The organism is Comamonas sp. w2-DMI (assembly GCF_040187735.1).
GTDB classification, from domain to species: domain Bacteria; phylum Pseudomonadota; class Gammaproteobacteria; order Burkholderiales; family Burkholderiaceae_C; genus Comamonas; species Comamonas terrae.
The window spans coordinates 116,367-131,227 of record NZ_JBANEL010000012.1 but is presented as its reverse complement, the minus strand read 5'-3'; the positions used below and the strand labels follow the sequence as shown (position 1 = coordinate 131,227).

Here is a 14,861-nt window from a genome sequence, read left to right as displayed (position 1 = left end):
GCCCGCTATTTCCCGATGCTCCCGGTACAGACGCAACAAAGCCCGGACGAGCCGGGCTTTGTCATGCTTGGAGCAGCGGGGCTGATTAACGCAGCAGGGACAGCACGCCCTGGGGCAGCTGGTTGGCCTGGGCCACCATGGCGGTGCCTGCTTGCTGCAGGATCTGCGAGCGGCTCAGGTTGGCGGTCTCGGTGGCGAAGTCCGCATCGGTAATACGCGAGCGGGCTGCCGCGCTGTTTTCCGCAGCCACTTGCAGGTTGGCCACCACGGATTCAAAGCGGTTCTGGGTGGCGCCGTAGGTGGCGCGCATATCGTTGACGGCGTTCAGCGCAGCGTCGATGTTGTCCATGGCCGTGAGAGCAGCCGAGGCATCGGAGAAGACGGCGGAGACGGCGACAGTGGCAATGGTGCCGGCGCCAGAGCCGCCCCAATTGGCAGCCGTATCGGTCACCACACCGCCGCTGACGGTGATCTGGTTGTCAGTACCTGTACCGGCGCCCACCTGGAAGTCCACCGCTGAAGCCTCGTTGGTCAGCAGCTTCTTGCTATTGAATTGCGTATTGTCAGTGACACGGGCAATTTCCGCAGCCAGGGCCTGGAATTCCTTTGCCATGGAGTTACGGTCCGTGGTGTTGTTGGTGCCGTTGGCGGCCTGCACAGCCAGTTCACGCATGCGCTGCAGGTTGTCACCGATCTTGCTCAGCGAGCCTTCGGCCGTTTGTGCCATGGAGATGCCGTCGTTGGCATTGCGCACGGCCACGTTCATGCCGCGAGTCTGGGCGTTCATGCGCTCGGCGATGGCCAGGCCAGCAGCATCGTCCTTGGCGCTGTTCACGCGCAGACCGGAAGACAGTCGCTGCATGGTGGTAGACAGGGAGGACTGCGAAGTGCTCAGGTTGCGTTGAGCGTTCAGCGAAATAATATTGGTGTTGATGGACATGCTCATGGCTGTAACTCCTCAGTGAAATTCATGACTTCTGAACTAGCTGTGGATGCTTTCTTTCGCTTCATCCATCTGCTGTGTGTGTTTTCGGCGGCCCCTGGGCAGACTTAAGGCCTTTTTTTGCTTTTTTTGAGAAACCCGCGGCGCGTATGCCTGCACGCCGGCCATGAGTCCCGGAATGGAAAACTTTTCCAAGCCTGTTTCGCCCTTCACCGTGCAGGGCATCCGCTAGAGTCGGCTGCTGGCGCCAGTCCGCATTGGCCGGCATATCTCCTTTGACCAGCATCCGCATGAAACCTATTCGCATCGTCTGTGGCACCCGCGCCTCGCAGCAGGACTTCCCTACGAAAACCGCTTTGGGACGATCCTTGCTAGCCCATGAGGCCAACAACCCCTTGGATGTCCTCTTGTTCTCCGAGAACAGCCTGGGGCTGTCCTGCATCTACAACCAAGCCATCGACGATGCCAAAGACGACCCGGCCATTCTGGTGTTCGTTCACGATGACGTTCATCTCTGCGACTTTGAATGGAGCCAGCGGATACGGGAAGCGATCGCAGCCTTCGATGTCGTCGGTCTGGCTGGCAATACGCATCGCGCGCCGGGCCAGCCTTCTTGGGCCTTTCTGGACGACCGCTTTACCTGGGATGAGAAGCAGCATTTGAGCGGCATGGTCGGGCACGGCACCGGCTTTCCTTGCGCCGTTTCGAATTACGGTCCCTCGCGCCAACCTTGCAAATTGCTCGATGGACTGCTGCTTGCAGTAGATAGCGAGCGCCTTGTCCAGGCCGGTCTGCGCTTTGATGAGCAGTTTGAATTTCACTTCTACGACATGGACTTTTGCCGGCAAGCCGAGCTCAAGGGCCTGAGGATGGGTACCTGGCCGTTGAGTATCGTCCATGAAAGTCCGGGAGCCTTTGGCTCCCCCGGCTGGCGCGAAGGCTATCGCCGCTATCTGGAAAAATATGGCGAACACCAGGCCATCGGGCAGCCATCACTCCCTGCGCCAGCCAGCAAGCAGACTCCAGTGCATCAGAACCACAACCCTGATCTGCTCAAGCTGATACCGGACGATGTCAAGCGCATTGTCGAAGTGGGCTGCAGTTCCGGCGCTTTGGCACGCGAAGTCCGCAAGCTGAACCCGAACGTTCACTATACGGGCATCGAGATCGAGCCCGCCTATGCGCAGATGGCCCGGGCACACTGCGACCGGGTACTGGACCTGGATATCGAGGCCGCCAGCCCTGAATTGCTGGCCGATGAGCTGGCAGCCGATTGCTGGGTCTTTGGCGACGTGCTGGAACACCTGCGCGATCCGTGGCAACTGCTGCAAAAGATTCGCAGCGCCATCGCCCAGGGCGGCTGCGTCGTGGCCTGCATTCCCAATGCCCAGCACTGGAGCGTGCAGGCGCGCCTCAACACCGGCGCATTCCGCTATGAAGATTCGGGTCTGCTCGACCGCACGCACATCCGCTGGTTCACCCTCACCACGATCATTGAAATGTTCAATCAGGCAGGCTACACCATTGAAACAGGAATGCCCCGCGTGTTTCCTGATCCAGCCTGCGAAAAATTCCTGCCCGGCATCCGGGCCATGGCGGCAGCCGCTGGCATGGACCCCGAGGCCGCCGTTCAAGACGCGCTTCCCTTGCAATACGTAATCAAGGCTGTGGCCCGCTGACCCCCGGGCCTGCACCGCAGCCTGGATCAGCGATGCGCATCCAGGCTGCCGCGCCACCGGTCCCAAAATGTTTTCAAGCCTTCATAATCTGCACCCAATTGATCATGAACGTAAGCCGCTCCAAGATACAAAATCGCCCCTTAGAGAATTGTGGGCTACGCGAAGCAAGGAAGCGTGGGGGCATTTTCATAAGCGGTAATTACACGCCACCGCCGAAAGGCTCTGCACCTGCTCGCGCATCCACCGCCGAGCTTTCCTCCACCCAATCTGCGTTCTGCTGGGTCATCTGATCCGTTGAGCCACGGCAACGTTAACCCGGCCTATGCGCCCGATTGCTCTTTGGCCGCCATGCTGATTTCTCCAATGATGCTGGAGACGCTGTGCATGATCTCTTCCATGCTCTGGCCCGCCTGCGCCATCTGCTGGAAATCGGCCTCCACCGTGGCCACGCTGGCGCCGATAAAGGTTTTGACTTCCTTGGCGGCCTCGGCCAGGCGGACTGCCAGCCCACGCCCCTCGCTGCCATCAGGGTAAACACGACCCTGTTCGCCGGCGCGAGTGGCTTCCACGGCCGCATTCAAGGCCAGGATGTGAATCTGGAAGGCGAGGCTGTCGATGACGCCAATGAGTCAGCTATCCTGCACTCAAGCTGCAGGTTTTTCCGTCAGGACCTGATTCCCCGGCCCAAGCGTTGCCATTGCCACAAGGCAAATACAGCGCTGCCCAGGGACACCCCCAGCACCAGGCTCAATACGACCGCCAGGCGCCTACTGATCGACAGTTGGCGAAACAACATGCAATTCACTCCTACAGCATGGTCGACTCCTGAATGCTTGCATGCAGAAAGCACTCTTTCACTGTGCCATGTCGGATTACATGATCACTTATTTGAGCATTTAGAACGTAAACACGTTTTTATCCAGCAACTGCCGCTGACTCAGTGGCGATGGACAGCATCTGTGGCGGCTCCAGGCCCAGGTCTTGGTAGCTGACGCTTAGATCGGCCGCAGGCTTGCCCTCACACCAACGCACCCAGGCTTGGCGCACCCCTTGCGCCAGCGCCTGCGCAACCATGGCTGCTTGGCCGCTTTCCTGGGCCTGCAGCACGGGCCGCAGCGCCTGGCGGATGGCAGAGAGCTGCTCCAGATGGTTACTCCAATGGCGGGCCAGGCGCAGCAGCTCCGGCAAGTTGCGTGCGGCGAAGTCGCCCGCCAAGCCGACACGGGCCAGCACTTCGGCGGACTGGCGCCCACACAGCAATTCTCCCGTCAGGGTCAGCGTGGGTACGCCCATCCACAGTGCATGGTTGGTGACGACGCCTCCAGAAAAAGGAAAGGTGTCCAGGCAGATGTCGATGTCGGCATGCGCCTTCATGTAGGCGCCGAAGTGGGTTCTGGAGATGAAGCGCACACGCTGCTCCTCGATGCCCTCCTCCTGCAGCCATTCGCGCAGATGGGGCGGCGGCCCGGAGGGCTCGCAGGCGCCGATGGCCATGCGTGCATCGGGTACCGCGCGCAGCACCTGCGACCAGACGGCAACGACTTCGCGGTTAACCTTGACCAGCCTGTTGAAGGAGCCGAAGGTCAGATATCCGTTACGCAGCGCAGGCAAAGGCGCCACCGGCTCGGAGTGGATACCGCCCTCGAAGACATAGGCCAGCGGCAGGCGCAGCATGTTTTCGGTCAATTGCTGGCGCACGGCATGGCCATCCAGCAGCAAATCGCTGAGCACCATGTAATCCATGGTCTGCAGCCCAGTGCTGCCCGGATTGCCGATCCAGGTCAGCTGCAGCGGTGCGGCACGGCGGGCGAAGACGTCCAGCCGGTGGCCCGAGGTGTGGCCGCTGAGGTCGAACAGAATGTCGATGCCGTCATCCCGCACCAGGCGCTCCATGGCCGGGGGGGGACATGTCCTGGACGTTGCGCCACTGGGCGAACAGTTTCATGAACTGATTGGTGACGCTGTCATAGATTTCGTTGTTGCAGTAGGCAATGCATTCCATGTCCTGGCGCTGGCTCAGTTCGCGCATGACGGGCAGGAAGAATTTTGCCGCTGCATGCTCGCGCAGGTCCGCAGAGACAAATCCTATGCGCAGGACCTTGTCCGGCGTTCGAGCATTGGCGTGTTCCGCAACATTTGCACCGCCATGCAGCTTCTGCATCAGTTCGCCATAGGCCTTGCACGCCGCACCGATTTGGATCGAATCGACATCGGGAGAGTGCATCATGATCAGCAGCCGGGCGCTGTGACCGCTTTCGCTGCCAGGATGGCTGGCCAGCAAGACGTCAAAGTACTCCATCGACTTCTGCACGCTGCCCTGCTTGTTCCAGTACATGGCTTCCAGGCCTAGCAGGTTATGGTCGTCCGGCGGCAGATGTTCGCGCGCATGCGCCAGGGCCTCGGCCAGCTTGCCCAACTCCATCCTCTGGAGCAGCATCAGGCCGCGCATCCGGTGCGCGTACGGATCGGCAGCATCGACATCCAATATGCTGGTCAGCACTTCGTCGCACTGCGCCCAGTCCTGCTGCACAAAAAACGCATGAGCCAGGTCGCGGTGCGCCATGGCACGCACCTCAGGTTCAAGGTCTTGCTCCAGCACGCGGCGCAGGCAGGCTACGCATTCGGACATGCGGATTCTGTCCTGCTTAAGCACAACAGCGAGAGCGATCAGCGCATCGCTTGGCGAGTCCGGCTCTTTCTGCAGCGCCATGCGGTAGGCCATTTCCGCCTGCAAACGCCAGCCGAGCTTGTGCAGCCAGTCGCCGCAGGCCATGTACATGCGGGTGCTGTCCGCCTGCTGCATGAGCAGGGCCAGTAACTGCGCGGCAATCTGGTATTTCTCTTCGCTATGCAGCGCCTGGGACAGAGCCATCAGCGCCTGGGCTTGGTCATTTTCGTCCGTGGCCCGCAGCAGTGCATGCACATACCAGGGGTAGGCATCCTGCACTTTGCCCTGACCGGCCAGGGCGTCGCCCAGCAGCCAGTAGAGCTTGACCTGATCCGGCTGCAGGACCAATGCTGTGCGCAAAGCCGACTCGGCCTGGGCGGGCTGCCCACTTTCCAGCAGCAGCTCGCCCTGCAGCATTCTCAAGCCGGCATCGTCCGGCAACTGCCGCACGGCCTTGGCGGCAGCTGCCAGGGCATCGGCGGGACGGCCGCGCTCCTGCTCCAGATTGATACGCGCTTGCCATAGCAAGGAACTATGCGGGTACTGGCGCTGCAGCACGGCCAGTTTTTCGCTGGCAGGGCCGAATTTGCGCTGCTTGAGCAGCGTGGCCAGCGCCTGCACCGGCCCCGACGGCAAGGCGGGCTGAGCCGGCTGGGGCACTGGCTTGACAAGGGCCATTTCCGGCAGCAGGGCTGCTTGTGTCTCGAGAAAGACCGACGCATCTTCGCCGCGCGCCAAGGCCAGATCCTTTTCCAGCTGCTCCAGCGAGATCTCCGGCAAGCTTTGCTTGCGCGCCATGCCGATCAGCACATCTGCCATATCCAGCAGTCCTTCGCGGATCAGCACGTTGATATAGGTGCGCCAGTAGGCAAACGCCCTGGGGTTGGCGCCAATGGCGGCCTCCAGATAGGGCAGGGCTTCGGCCCCGTTGAACATGTGCAAGCCCAGCAGCAGCCCCATGCTGTAAAGTGCCTGGGCATTGTCCGGATCTTGCTCCAGGGCCTGGGCATAGGCTTGCCTCGCGGCCTCGTATTCCCATTGCTCGTGCAATTTGAGGGCTTGCTGCAGAGGCGTGGTATCGGTCATTGGTAGCGGTACTGTCATGGCGGATTGCGGGGGAATACTGTGCATGGTGCCTCGAAGTGCACCCAAGCAATGCCCGGATCAGCGGCGAAAAATTCCCTCAGCTCAGGAGCTGTCGCAATTTGAGCAGCTCGGTATTCCAGCTGCCCTCCTGCTCTTGGACCAGGAGCTGCACGTGCGGATACCAGCCACAGCTGCCGCCGCAGATTTGCCAGCGCCAGTTCGGCAGGTGAGGTATCAACCCCCAGGTGTGTACACCCATGGCGCCTGCCAGATGCAGCGCCGTGTTGTCGATGCTGACCACATGATCGCAGCGGGAAATGAGCCAAGCCATGCCTTCCACGTCGGAGAAGCAATCGGCCGTATCGACAAGTTCAAAACCGGCATGCCGGGCCATTTCCAGGTCTTGCGGTGGCGCCAGGTACTGCAGATTGACCAGAGCATGCCGCGATGGATCGAAAGCGGACAGCAGTGCCTGCATGCTCACGGAGCGCAGTGCACCGAAATCTTCATTCATGCTCAGCCAGCTGATGCCCACATATTGCTTGTCAGGCTGCCGACACCAATCCAATTCCGTCCGTTTCTCTGAAACGGGACGCAGTACAGGCTCCATCAGGGGCGGCGTATGGACCCGCTCCGGCCAGAGCGTGAACAAACCGCCCACAGGCAAGTGAGCGTCGAAACCCGCCAGATCAGCCGGAGGCCGGGACTGACCTTTTGGCGGACGCTGCACGAAATGCAGCCAGGGGAAATTCTCGGCATACATTCTTAGCAGGCGACGGTCGCACTCCACCGTGAATTCGCAGGGCAGATCCCGCAGAAAGACAAAGAAGCGCGAAAACATGATTTCATCGCCCAATCCCTGCTCAGCCCAGACAAGCACCTTGCGTGATTTCGCTGCAGGCGCCCAAAGCGAAAGCTTTTGGAATGCCGCCAAATCCTCATCACTGAACCGATATGCATAGTTTGTCGCACCGTCTGCGAGATAACCTGCAGATAACTGTGAAAGCGATAAATGAAAGATGCTTTTGGCAGAAGGCTCGATCTCTATGGATTTCCTATAACAGTCCACGCTGCCCTGAAAGTCCATTTTTTCATACAGAATCTGCCCCATGTGGAACCAGCTGCCCGCATGCTCCGGATTCTGCTGGAGCGCCGTCTCGAGAGCGACGTATGCCATATCGAGTCGCCGCGATTTGGCGCAGTACAGGGCCAACGCATGATAGAGCGCAAGATATTCCGGGTTCCGGCCGATGGCGGCAATATATTCTTCCACCACTTTCTCAAACCGTTCATTTTCGGCCAGCCCAAACAGCTTTTGCAGGATGCGAGGCTCCGGTCTCATCGCGAAAACACCAGGAAAGTCGACTCATTGGTCAGCTGAAAGTCCATACTGGATGCCGATTTATGCGGTATCTTTTGATACTTCATCAGACGGAAACCATGCACATTGGCTTGCTGAATATAGAATTCAGCATCTCTGTAAATATGCCGGCCCGCGAATGTTCGATTCCAGCGAGCGTCCATGAGGCCCTGCAGCCAGACCTGAACCGGTGGCATATCGGCCCACAAGCCTTCCAGCATCTCCTGCTCCAGGACCTGCATCACGTCCGCCAGCAGCAGGCAGTCGCCAGCCGTCGCGTCCAGCACCTGCAATATCTTCACCAGATCGCCCCCCTGCTGCTGCACCTGCCCGGTAACCGCATCCACCATACGCCAACCGGTCGAAACATTACCTTGGAGCTCCAGCACGCGACGGCCCTGTGCTTGCGCCCGGACGAAGTCCGCCAGCGCCCAGCCGCATGGCTCTTGCTGCGGTGCCAATGGTGCTTTGGGCACCCACTGCCGGGTTGCCACCGTCCCGTTGCGGTAGAAATCCGACCGCTCTGCAATCGGACACAGCAAGTAATTGCTTGCATGCACCAACTCAAAGGCACGATGGACCCGGTAGCCATTCTCGACAACCCAGGAAAAGAAGCAGCCTTTGTTGGCGTTGCCGACCTCGATCATGATGAGAGGGCGCTGCTGCTGGATCAGCTGGCGCCCGCCTTCCAGAACCTCCAGCTCCATGCCTTCCACATCGATTTTCAGCAGATCAATGGCCGCACCAAAAGCATGCCCATCCAGGGTCTCGACGCGGATGGCCCCTCCCTGCGCCACATTCAAGCGGCTCGCACCCTGATTGGCAATGTCGAAATGCCCTAGCATCGCAGTGCATGGCCTGCTACCCATGCCCAATTCATGCACCTGATAGCGCGACGGATCGATACCGTTGATTTCGAAATTCCTGCGCAACTGGATCGCATTGGTCGTCACCGGTTCAAAGCAATCGATTCTGGCGGCATCGGCAATACAACTCCAGAAGATAGCATGGTTTCCGATATTGCTGCCCACATCCACAATATGCGGCTGCCGTGGCAGGATGTACAGGGTTTCGACCAATTCCCGGGCCTCAAAGAACATCTCGTTGGCCAGATAATTCTGAATATGGTCCAGAGTATTGCTCAATTGGAATTTTGCATTTTTCCCTGCAAAATCAATATCGACCACTACATCGTTTTCTTGGCAAAACTGTGCAAACACATTACCAACAGCCCGTCTCCAATCCCCTCCCGATGCAGAGCGCGGCCCTGTCGAATGCTGTCCTCTGACATTAAAGAAAAGCGGCTGTTCAGACTTGAGACAGGTATATTTTCGCCATAACTGCAGATAGTATTTGAAATCTTCCCCGCAATCCATTTGCTCATCAAACGGATTTTCCAAAGCGATGCGCGCCTTGACAAAATGGCCCATCTGCAATGTAAGAAACGGGTCATGCTTGAGAATATCCTCAAGGCCATGAATGGGCATTATCTGATTCGGTCGTATCATACGACTGCTGCCATCGGGAGAGGATTCATGGATGGCACCCCAGATGGCGTCGTAATGCTCCAGATGGCTCGCAACCTGCTCGAACGCATCTTCAGCAAGCAAGTCGTCGGCATCCAGAAAGAAAATCCAGTCCGAATTCTGCGTCACAGCCTGCCGGACAGCCAGGTTCCTGGCCCTTGAGCGCCCTTGCCCGGCCGCATCATCCCAGCACAGAACATCGATCTCTGAAAACGCTCCCTTGCCTTTCGCAATGGCTTGGTACACGGAAGCAGTGGCTCTGTGCACCAAAGTCGCATGGCCTGGACCCACGGGGATCACGATGCTGCATTTCATTTTCAGGTCCTTGTCGAAGAAGTCCGAAGAGCCATACCAGGAAAGAGCACGTGCCGGACAGTATTTGCCAGTGTTACTTTGCCTCAACAAGCCCCCTACAAAAACACCGAAAGCTGCCGATGTAAGGGCAGATCCCCTGGCTTTTCCAGCCATACCTCGCCAGTCACCCCCCTCACAATTCCCCCATGCTTGTCCTTATTGGTTACATCGTCGCCTTCGGCTGTATCTTCGGCGTGTACGTGCTGCACGGCGGCAACGTTTCGGTTCTCGCCAAGGCCCTGCCCTTTGAAATGCTGACCATCGGCGGCGGCGCCCTGGGTGCGTTCATCGTCTGCAACCAGCCCAAAGTGCTCAAGGCCACGGCCAAGGCCATTCCGGCGGCGGTCAAGGCAACCCGCCACAACAAGGCACGCTTCATGGAGCTGATGGCCCTGCTGTACGAGCTGCTGCAGAAGGCACGCAAGGAAGGCCTGATGTCCATCGAGGGCGATGTGGAAGAACCTCATGAATCGGCCATCTTCCAGAAATATCCCGAGTTGCTGGCCGACCACCATGTCGTCGAGTTCCTCACGGACTATCTGCGCATGATGGTGTCGGGCAATCTCAATTCGCACGAGATCGAAGCGCTGATGGACAGCGAGATCGATGCCCACCACGCCGAGGCCCACGGCCCGGTCGGAGCCCTGAATCGCCTCGCGGGCGCGCTGCCGGCTTTCGGCATCGTGGCCGCCGTGCTGGGCGTGGTGAACACCATGGGCTCGGTGGGCCAGCCGCCGTCGGTGCTGGGCGGCATGATCGCCTCGGCCCTGGTCGGCACATTCCTGGGCATCTTGCTGGCCTATGCGCTGGTGGAGCCCATGGCGGCGCTGATAGAGCAGCGCGCGCAGGACGCGGCCAAGGAACTGGAATGCATCAAGGCCACGCTGCTGGCCAGCATGCAGGGCTACAACCCGGCCACGGCCATCGAGTTCGGCCGCAAGGTGCTTTTCTCGACCGAGCGCCCGGGCTTCCTGGAGCTCGAAGCCCACGTCAAGGGCAAGAAGTGATGCCGGAAACCATGCAGCTCAGCGCAACAGCGCCCTGGCGCGGAGGCCGCCATGGCTGAAAAGAAACTCCAGCCCATCATCATCAAGCGCGTCAAGAAACGCGCCCACGGCGCGCATGGCGGCGCCTGGAAGATCGCCTATGCCGACTTCATGACGGCCATGATGGCGTTCTTTCTGCTGATGTGGCTGCTCGGCTCCACCGCCAAGGGCGAGCTGCAGGGCATTGCGGCCTATTTTTCCTCGCCGCTAAAGGTCTCGATGGCCGGTGGCGATGGCTCGGGCAACAGCTCCAGCATCATCCCCGGCGGCGGCAACGATCTGGCCAAGGTGCACGGCCAAGTGCGCCGGTCCGAGAACGACGATACCTCCAACCGCCGCTCCAGCACCGCCTCGGAAAAGTCCGATGCCGTTACCCAGGACGCCAAGCGCATCCAGGCGCTCAAGGCCAAGGTGGACGCACTGATCGCCAGCAATGCGCGCCTGAATGAATTCCGCTCGCAGATCCGCACCGAGATGACGCCCGACGGCTTGCAGATCCAGATCGTGGACGAGCAGAACCGACCCATGTTCGACAGCGGCAGCGCCGTGCTCAAGCCCTATATGCGCGACATTCTGCGCGAAGTGGGCTCGGCCCTGTCCAATGCGGAAAACCGCATCAGCCTCTCGGGCCATACGGATGCCGCGCCCTACGGCAACGGCGATCGCGGCTACAGCAACTGGGAACTGTCGGCCGACCGCGCCAACGCTTCGCGCCGCGAACTGGTGGCCGCCGGCATGCCCTTGAACCAGCTGGCGCGCGTGCTGGGCCTGGCCGACAGCGACCTGCTGCTGCCGGATGAGCCGCGCGCACCGCAAAACCGCCGCATCACCATCACGGTGCTGACCAAGGAAGCTGAAAAGCGACTGCTGGGCTCCAACCATACAGAGAAGATCGGCACCGCCGACCTCGCTGCCGGCGCCAGCCCCCGGCCGGTCCAGGCGCCACAGCCCGCCGCGCCGCGCACAGCGGCCAGAAACGCTTCTGCAACACCTGCCCCGGAGGTTTCCCTGAGTGAGAACGAAGTCTTTGTAACAAGTTCTGAAGTTCCTGCTCGGAGTGCCGAAAAGCAGGACAATGCACGCCAATTGCCATGATGATTCAAATTGTTACCAAAATGGCCGTATCCCAGACCTCTATGACCGAAAGGGCCTCTCGTGGCTAATGCCCTGCGCTTTTTGATTGTTGACGACTTCTCCACCATGCGGCGCATCGTGCGCAATCTGCTCAAGGAAAGCGGCTTTCCCGATGCGGACGAAGCGGAAGACGGCGTGGCAGCCCTGCACAAGCTGCGCTCGAGCAAGTTCGACTTCGTCGTCACCGACATCAACATGCCGAACATGAACGGTTTCCAGCTGCTGACGGAAATCAAGCAGGACGACAAGCTCAAGCACCTGCCTGTGCTCATGGTCACGGCCGAGGCGCGCAAGGAGGACATCGTGGCCGCAGCCCAGGGCGGCGCCGCAGGCTATATCGTCAAACCCTTCACCAAGGCCACGCTGGAGGAGAAGGTCAACCTGATCCTCAAGAAACTGGGCATGTAAGCCATGAACAGCAGCAGCCCGGAGGCTCCGGCCGGCAATGTCCACCACAAGATTGGCCTGCTTACGCGCCAGTTGCACGACTCGCTCAATGAGCTGGGTTATGCGGACCGGCTGCGTGGCAGCATGGGTGAGCTGCCGGATGCGCAAAGCCGCCTCTCCTACATAGCGCGCCTGACCGGCGAAGCCGCCGAAAAGGTGCTCAGCCGTGTGGAAGTGGCCAAGGCCCAGCAGGATGCGCTGGCCGAGCGCGTGCGCACCATGCGCGCCGACCTGATCAAGGACCCCGTGGCAGCCGTGGCCAAAGGCCACATCATGAATTTCCTGCAGGAAGTGGAGGAAGGCTCGCAGCAGGCCGACGCCCATCTGACCGAGATCATGATGGCGCAGGACTTCCACGACCTCACCGGCCAGGTGATTGCCCGTGTGGTGGCACTGGCCGCCGACCTGGAATCGCAGCTGGTGGAGCTGCTGATCCAGACCTCTCCAGATCCGCAGGCCGCGGCGGCTGCGCCGCAGGAAAAGCCGGCTGAGCACCTGGCCGGCCCCGTGGTCGACCCCGAAAACACGCCCGACGTGGTGACCTCCCAGTCGCAGGTGGACGACCTGCTGGCGAGCCTGGGCTTTTAACCACTAGCACGGCTTCCACTGATCTTGCTTCAGAGGCCTCGCCGGCCGCGCCGGGTTTCGCCCCGGCAGGCGACCTACTCTTCTTGCTCGCGCAAGCAGAGTAGGCAGAAGAAGCGCGCCCTGCTGTCTGCGTCCCTGCGCTTCGCTCCGGGCAAACCTGCGTCACGCAATCCAGTCTGCGGTGCCGCCCAACTCGCTATGCGCTTGCAGCGCGCCGCTCGGACAAACGGCGGCAAGTCAGAGGACGAAGCAACGCTGTCCTTCGGCAGCGTTGCCCGCAACCTGAATCACGTGCCGCAGGCGCAGACACAAGGGGATGGATACGGGCAGCCGGCGAGGGTCGTGACGAAAATAACATCCAACCCAATAGTCACAAGTGATAGCAGCTATCAAATCTGAAAGAAGCTATCCCGCTCCCGCTTTGCCCCTTGTGCCCACGCCTGCGACGGCGGCCTCTTGTTGCGCGCGGCTGCACCGCAGAGTGCAGCCGCATCGTCATCAAACTTGCGGCCGTTTGTCTGAACGAAGCGCCTCAGGCGCGCAGTGAGTCGGGCCGCAGCGCAACAAGAGGCTGACGGCGCAGGTTGCCCGCAGGCGAAGCCGGAGGGATGCGGGCAGCAGGGTCACCTTTTCTTTGGCTACTTTCATTTGGCGAAGCAAAAGAAAGTAGCTCGGCTGCCGGGCCGAAACCCGGCCTCTGTCACACGCAAGTAAGGGCCAGGCAAAGCCACTAATACCAGCCAGCTTTCAGATAAGCAGCCCTGCAGCGCCGCTTATCCACGCATTGCCCGCGCCGCCAGTTCGCACAATGACGCCATCCAATCCGTCATTGCGCCATGGCCGACTCCCAAGACAAAAACCTGCCCGCAACCGCACGCAAATTGCAGAAAACGCGTGCGGACGGCCAGGGTGCGCGCTCGCGTGACCTGTCGCACCTGGCCATCCTGGGTACGGGCGCGGCACTGATGTTCATCGGTGCGCAGCCACTGGTGCAGCATCTGCGCCTGGCCATGGCCCAGCAACTGGCCTTTGACGGCAGCATTGCCAGGAACCCCGCACAGATGCTCGAGCGCCTGCAGTCCATGCTGGGCCTGGGCCTGGTCATCGCGCTGATCTTCGCCATCGTGACCACCGGCGCCTCCGTGCTGGCGGGTGTGGCCGCGGGCGGCTGGATCTTCAGTTTCAAGCCCATACAACCCCAGTTCAGCCGGCTCAATCCCCTCAAAGGCTTGGCCAATCTGTTTTCCAAGCAGCAGCTCGTCACCGTGAGCAAGATGGTGCTGATGACGGCCATCCTGGGCTTTGTCGCCTGGAAGTTCATGGGCAGCCGCATTGCCGAGGTCACGGCCGTTTCCACCCAGCCTTCGCCCATGGCCCTGTCCATGGTGGGCTCATGGCTGACCAGCGGCGTGGCGCTGCTGCTCGTCGTGGTGCTGCTGGTGGCCGTGATCGACGTGCCGCTGCAGGCCTTTCTGTTCAAGTCGCGCCTGAAGATGAGCCACGAGGAAGTCAAGCAGGAGCACAAGGAATCCGAAGGCAACCCGCAGATCAAGGGCAAGATCCGCCAAAAGCAGCGCGAGATCGCCGACCGCGCCAGCGTCTCGGCCGTGCCGCGCGCCGACTTCGTGGTCACCAACCCCACGCACTACGCCGTGGCCCTGCGCTACGACGAGCACACCATGGCCGCACCCCAGGTGATCGCCAAGGGCACCGACCTGGTAGCCCTCAAGATCCGCGAAGTGGCGGGGGCACACAAGATCCCGGTCCTCGAATCGCCCATGCTGGCGCGTGCGCTGTACGCCCATGCCGAACTGGACCAGGCCATTCCTGCGGCGCTCTACACCGCCGTGGCCCAGGTGCTGGCTTATGTCTACCGCCTCAAGGCCGCGCTGCGCGGCGAAGGCCCCATGCCCGGCGACCTGGGCCAGCCCGCCGTGCCGGTGGAGCTGGACCCCCATCGCGGACGGACCCAGACCGCCATGCAACCGACTACACAGCCGCCGGCCGGCACCCCCCGAAGGTAAAGCCTG

12 protein-coding genes are annotated in these 14,861 nt (G+C 60.7%); 6 read left to right on the top strand and 6 right to left on the bottom strand.

The genetic code is table 11. The features are described 5' to 3' along the window. Positions 1-85 precede the first annotated feature (85 nt). Positions 86-946 carry a flagellin domain-containing protein gene (locus V8Z74_RS14285; RefSeq protein WP_349709712.1) on the bottom strand — a complete coding sequence of 287 codons (861 nt, stop codon included), beginning with the start codon at positions 944-946 and terminating at the stop codon, positions 86-88. A gap of 287 nt (positions 947-1,233) precedes the next feature. Between V8Z74_RS14285 and V8Z74_RS14280 the strand changes: the two genes are divergently transcribed. After that, positions 1,234-2,622, top strand: coding sequence for a methyltransferase domain-containing protein (locus V8Z74_RS14280; RefSeq protein WP_349709711.1), 1,389 nt, complete (start codon positions 1,234-1,236; stop codon positions 2,620-2,622). Positions 2,623-2,942: 320 nt separating this feature from the next. Here V8Z74_RS14280 and V8Z74_RS14275 read toward each other — a convergent pair whose 3' ends face one another. The 5 genes from V8Z74_RS14275 to V8Z74_RS14255 form a co-directional block, all read right to left on the bottom strand. Next, positions 2,943-3,203: a methyl-accepting chemotaxis protein gene (locus V8Z74_RS14275; protein WP_349709710.1), complete on the bottom strand. Its 261-nt coding sequence runs from the start codon at positions 3,201-3,203 to the stop codon at positions 2,943-2,945. Between the two features lie 334 nt (positions 3,204-3,537). Further along, entirely contained in the window at positions 3,538-4,503 is a 966-nt protein-coding gene (locus tag V8Z74_RS14270; protein ID WP_349709709.1) for an O-linked N-acetylglucosamine transferase family protein, read from the bottom strand. Beyond that, on the bottom strand, positions 4,493-6,421 hold the full coding sequence (locus V8Z74_RS14265) for a tetratricopeptide repeat protein (RefSeq protein ID WP_349709708.1): 1,929 nt from the start codon (positions 6,419-6,421) through the stop codon (positions 4,493-4,495). The genes V8Z74_RS14270 and V8Z74_RS14265 overlap by 11 nt, the downstream gene beginning before the upstream one ends. 52 nt (positions 6,422-6,473) lie before the next feature. Continuing rightward, positions 6,474-7,718: a tetratricopeptide repeat protein gene (locus V8Z74_RS14260; protein WP_349709707.1), complete on the bottom strand. Its 1,245-nt coding sequence runs from the start codon at positions 7,716-7,718 to the stop codon at positions 6,474-6,476. Further along, positions 7,715-9,730 carry an FkbM family methyltransferase gene (locus V8Z74_RS14255; protein ID WP_349709706.1) on the bottom strand — a complete coding sequence of 672 codons (2,016 nt, stop codon included), beginning with the start codon at positions 9,728-9,730 and terminating at the stop codon, positions 7,715-7,717. Before V8Z74_RS14255 ends, V8Z74_RS14260 begins: the two co-directional genes overlap by 4 nt. Before the next feature lie 32 nt (positions 9,731-9,762). On the opposite strand from V8Z74_RS14255, the gene motA reads away from it, so the two are divergent. From motA to V8Z74_RS14230, 5 genes are all read left to right on the top strand, one after another. Continuing rightward, entirely contained in the window at positions 9,763-10,623 is an 861-nt protein-coding gene (gene motA / locus V8Z74_RS14250) for a flagellar motor stator protein MotA (RefSeq protein ID WP_066483813.1), read from the top strand. Between the two features lie 51 nt (positions 10,624-10,674). Next, positions 10,675-11,757 carry a flagellar motor protein MotB gene (gene motB / locus V8Z74_RS14245; protein ID WP_349709705.1) on the top strand — a complete coding sequence of 361 codons (1,083 nt, stop codon included), beginning with the start codon at positions 10,675-10,677 and terminating at the stop codon, positions 11,755-11,757. Positions 11,758-11,817: 60 nt separating this feature from the next. Then, positions 11,818-12,204: a chemotaxis response regulator CheY gene (cheY, locus tag V8Z74_RS14240; RefSeq protein WP_349709704.1), complete on the top strand. Its 387-nt coding sequence runs from the start codon at positions 11,818-11,820 to the stop codon at positions 12,202-12,204. 3 nt (positions 12,205-12,207) lie between these two features. Further along, positions 12,208-12,831, top strand: a complete 624-nt coding sequence (locus V8Z74_RS14235) for a protein phosphatase CheZ (RefSeq protein WP_349709703.1) — start codon at positions 12,208-12,210, stop codon at positions 12,829-12,831. An 836-nt stretch (positions 12,832-13,667) separates the two neighbouring features. Then, on the top strand, positions 13,668-14,855 hold the full coding sequence (locus V8Z74_RS14230; RefSeq protein WP_349709702.1) for an EscU/YscU/HrcU family type III secretion system export apparatus switch protein: 1,188 nt from the start codon (positions 13,668-13,670) through the stop codon (positions 14,853-14,855). The last annotated feature ends 6 nt before the right edge of the window (positions 14,856-14,861 follow it).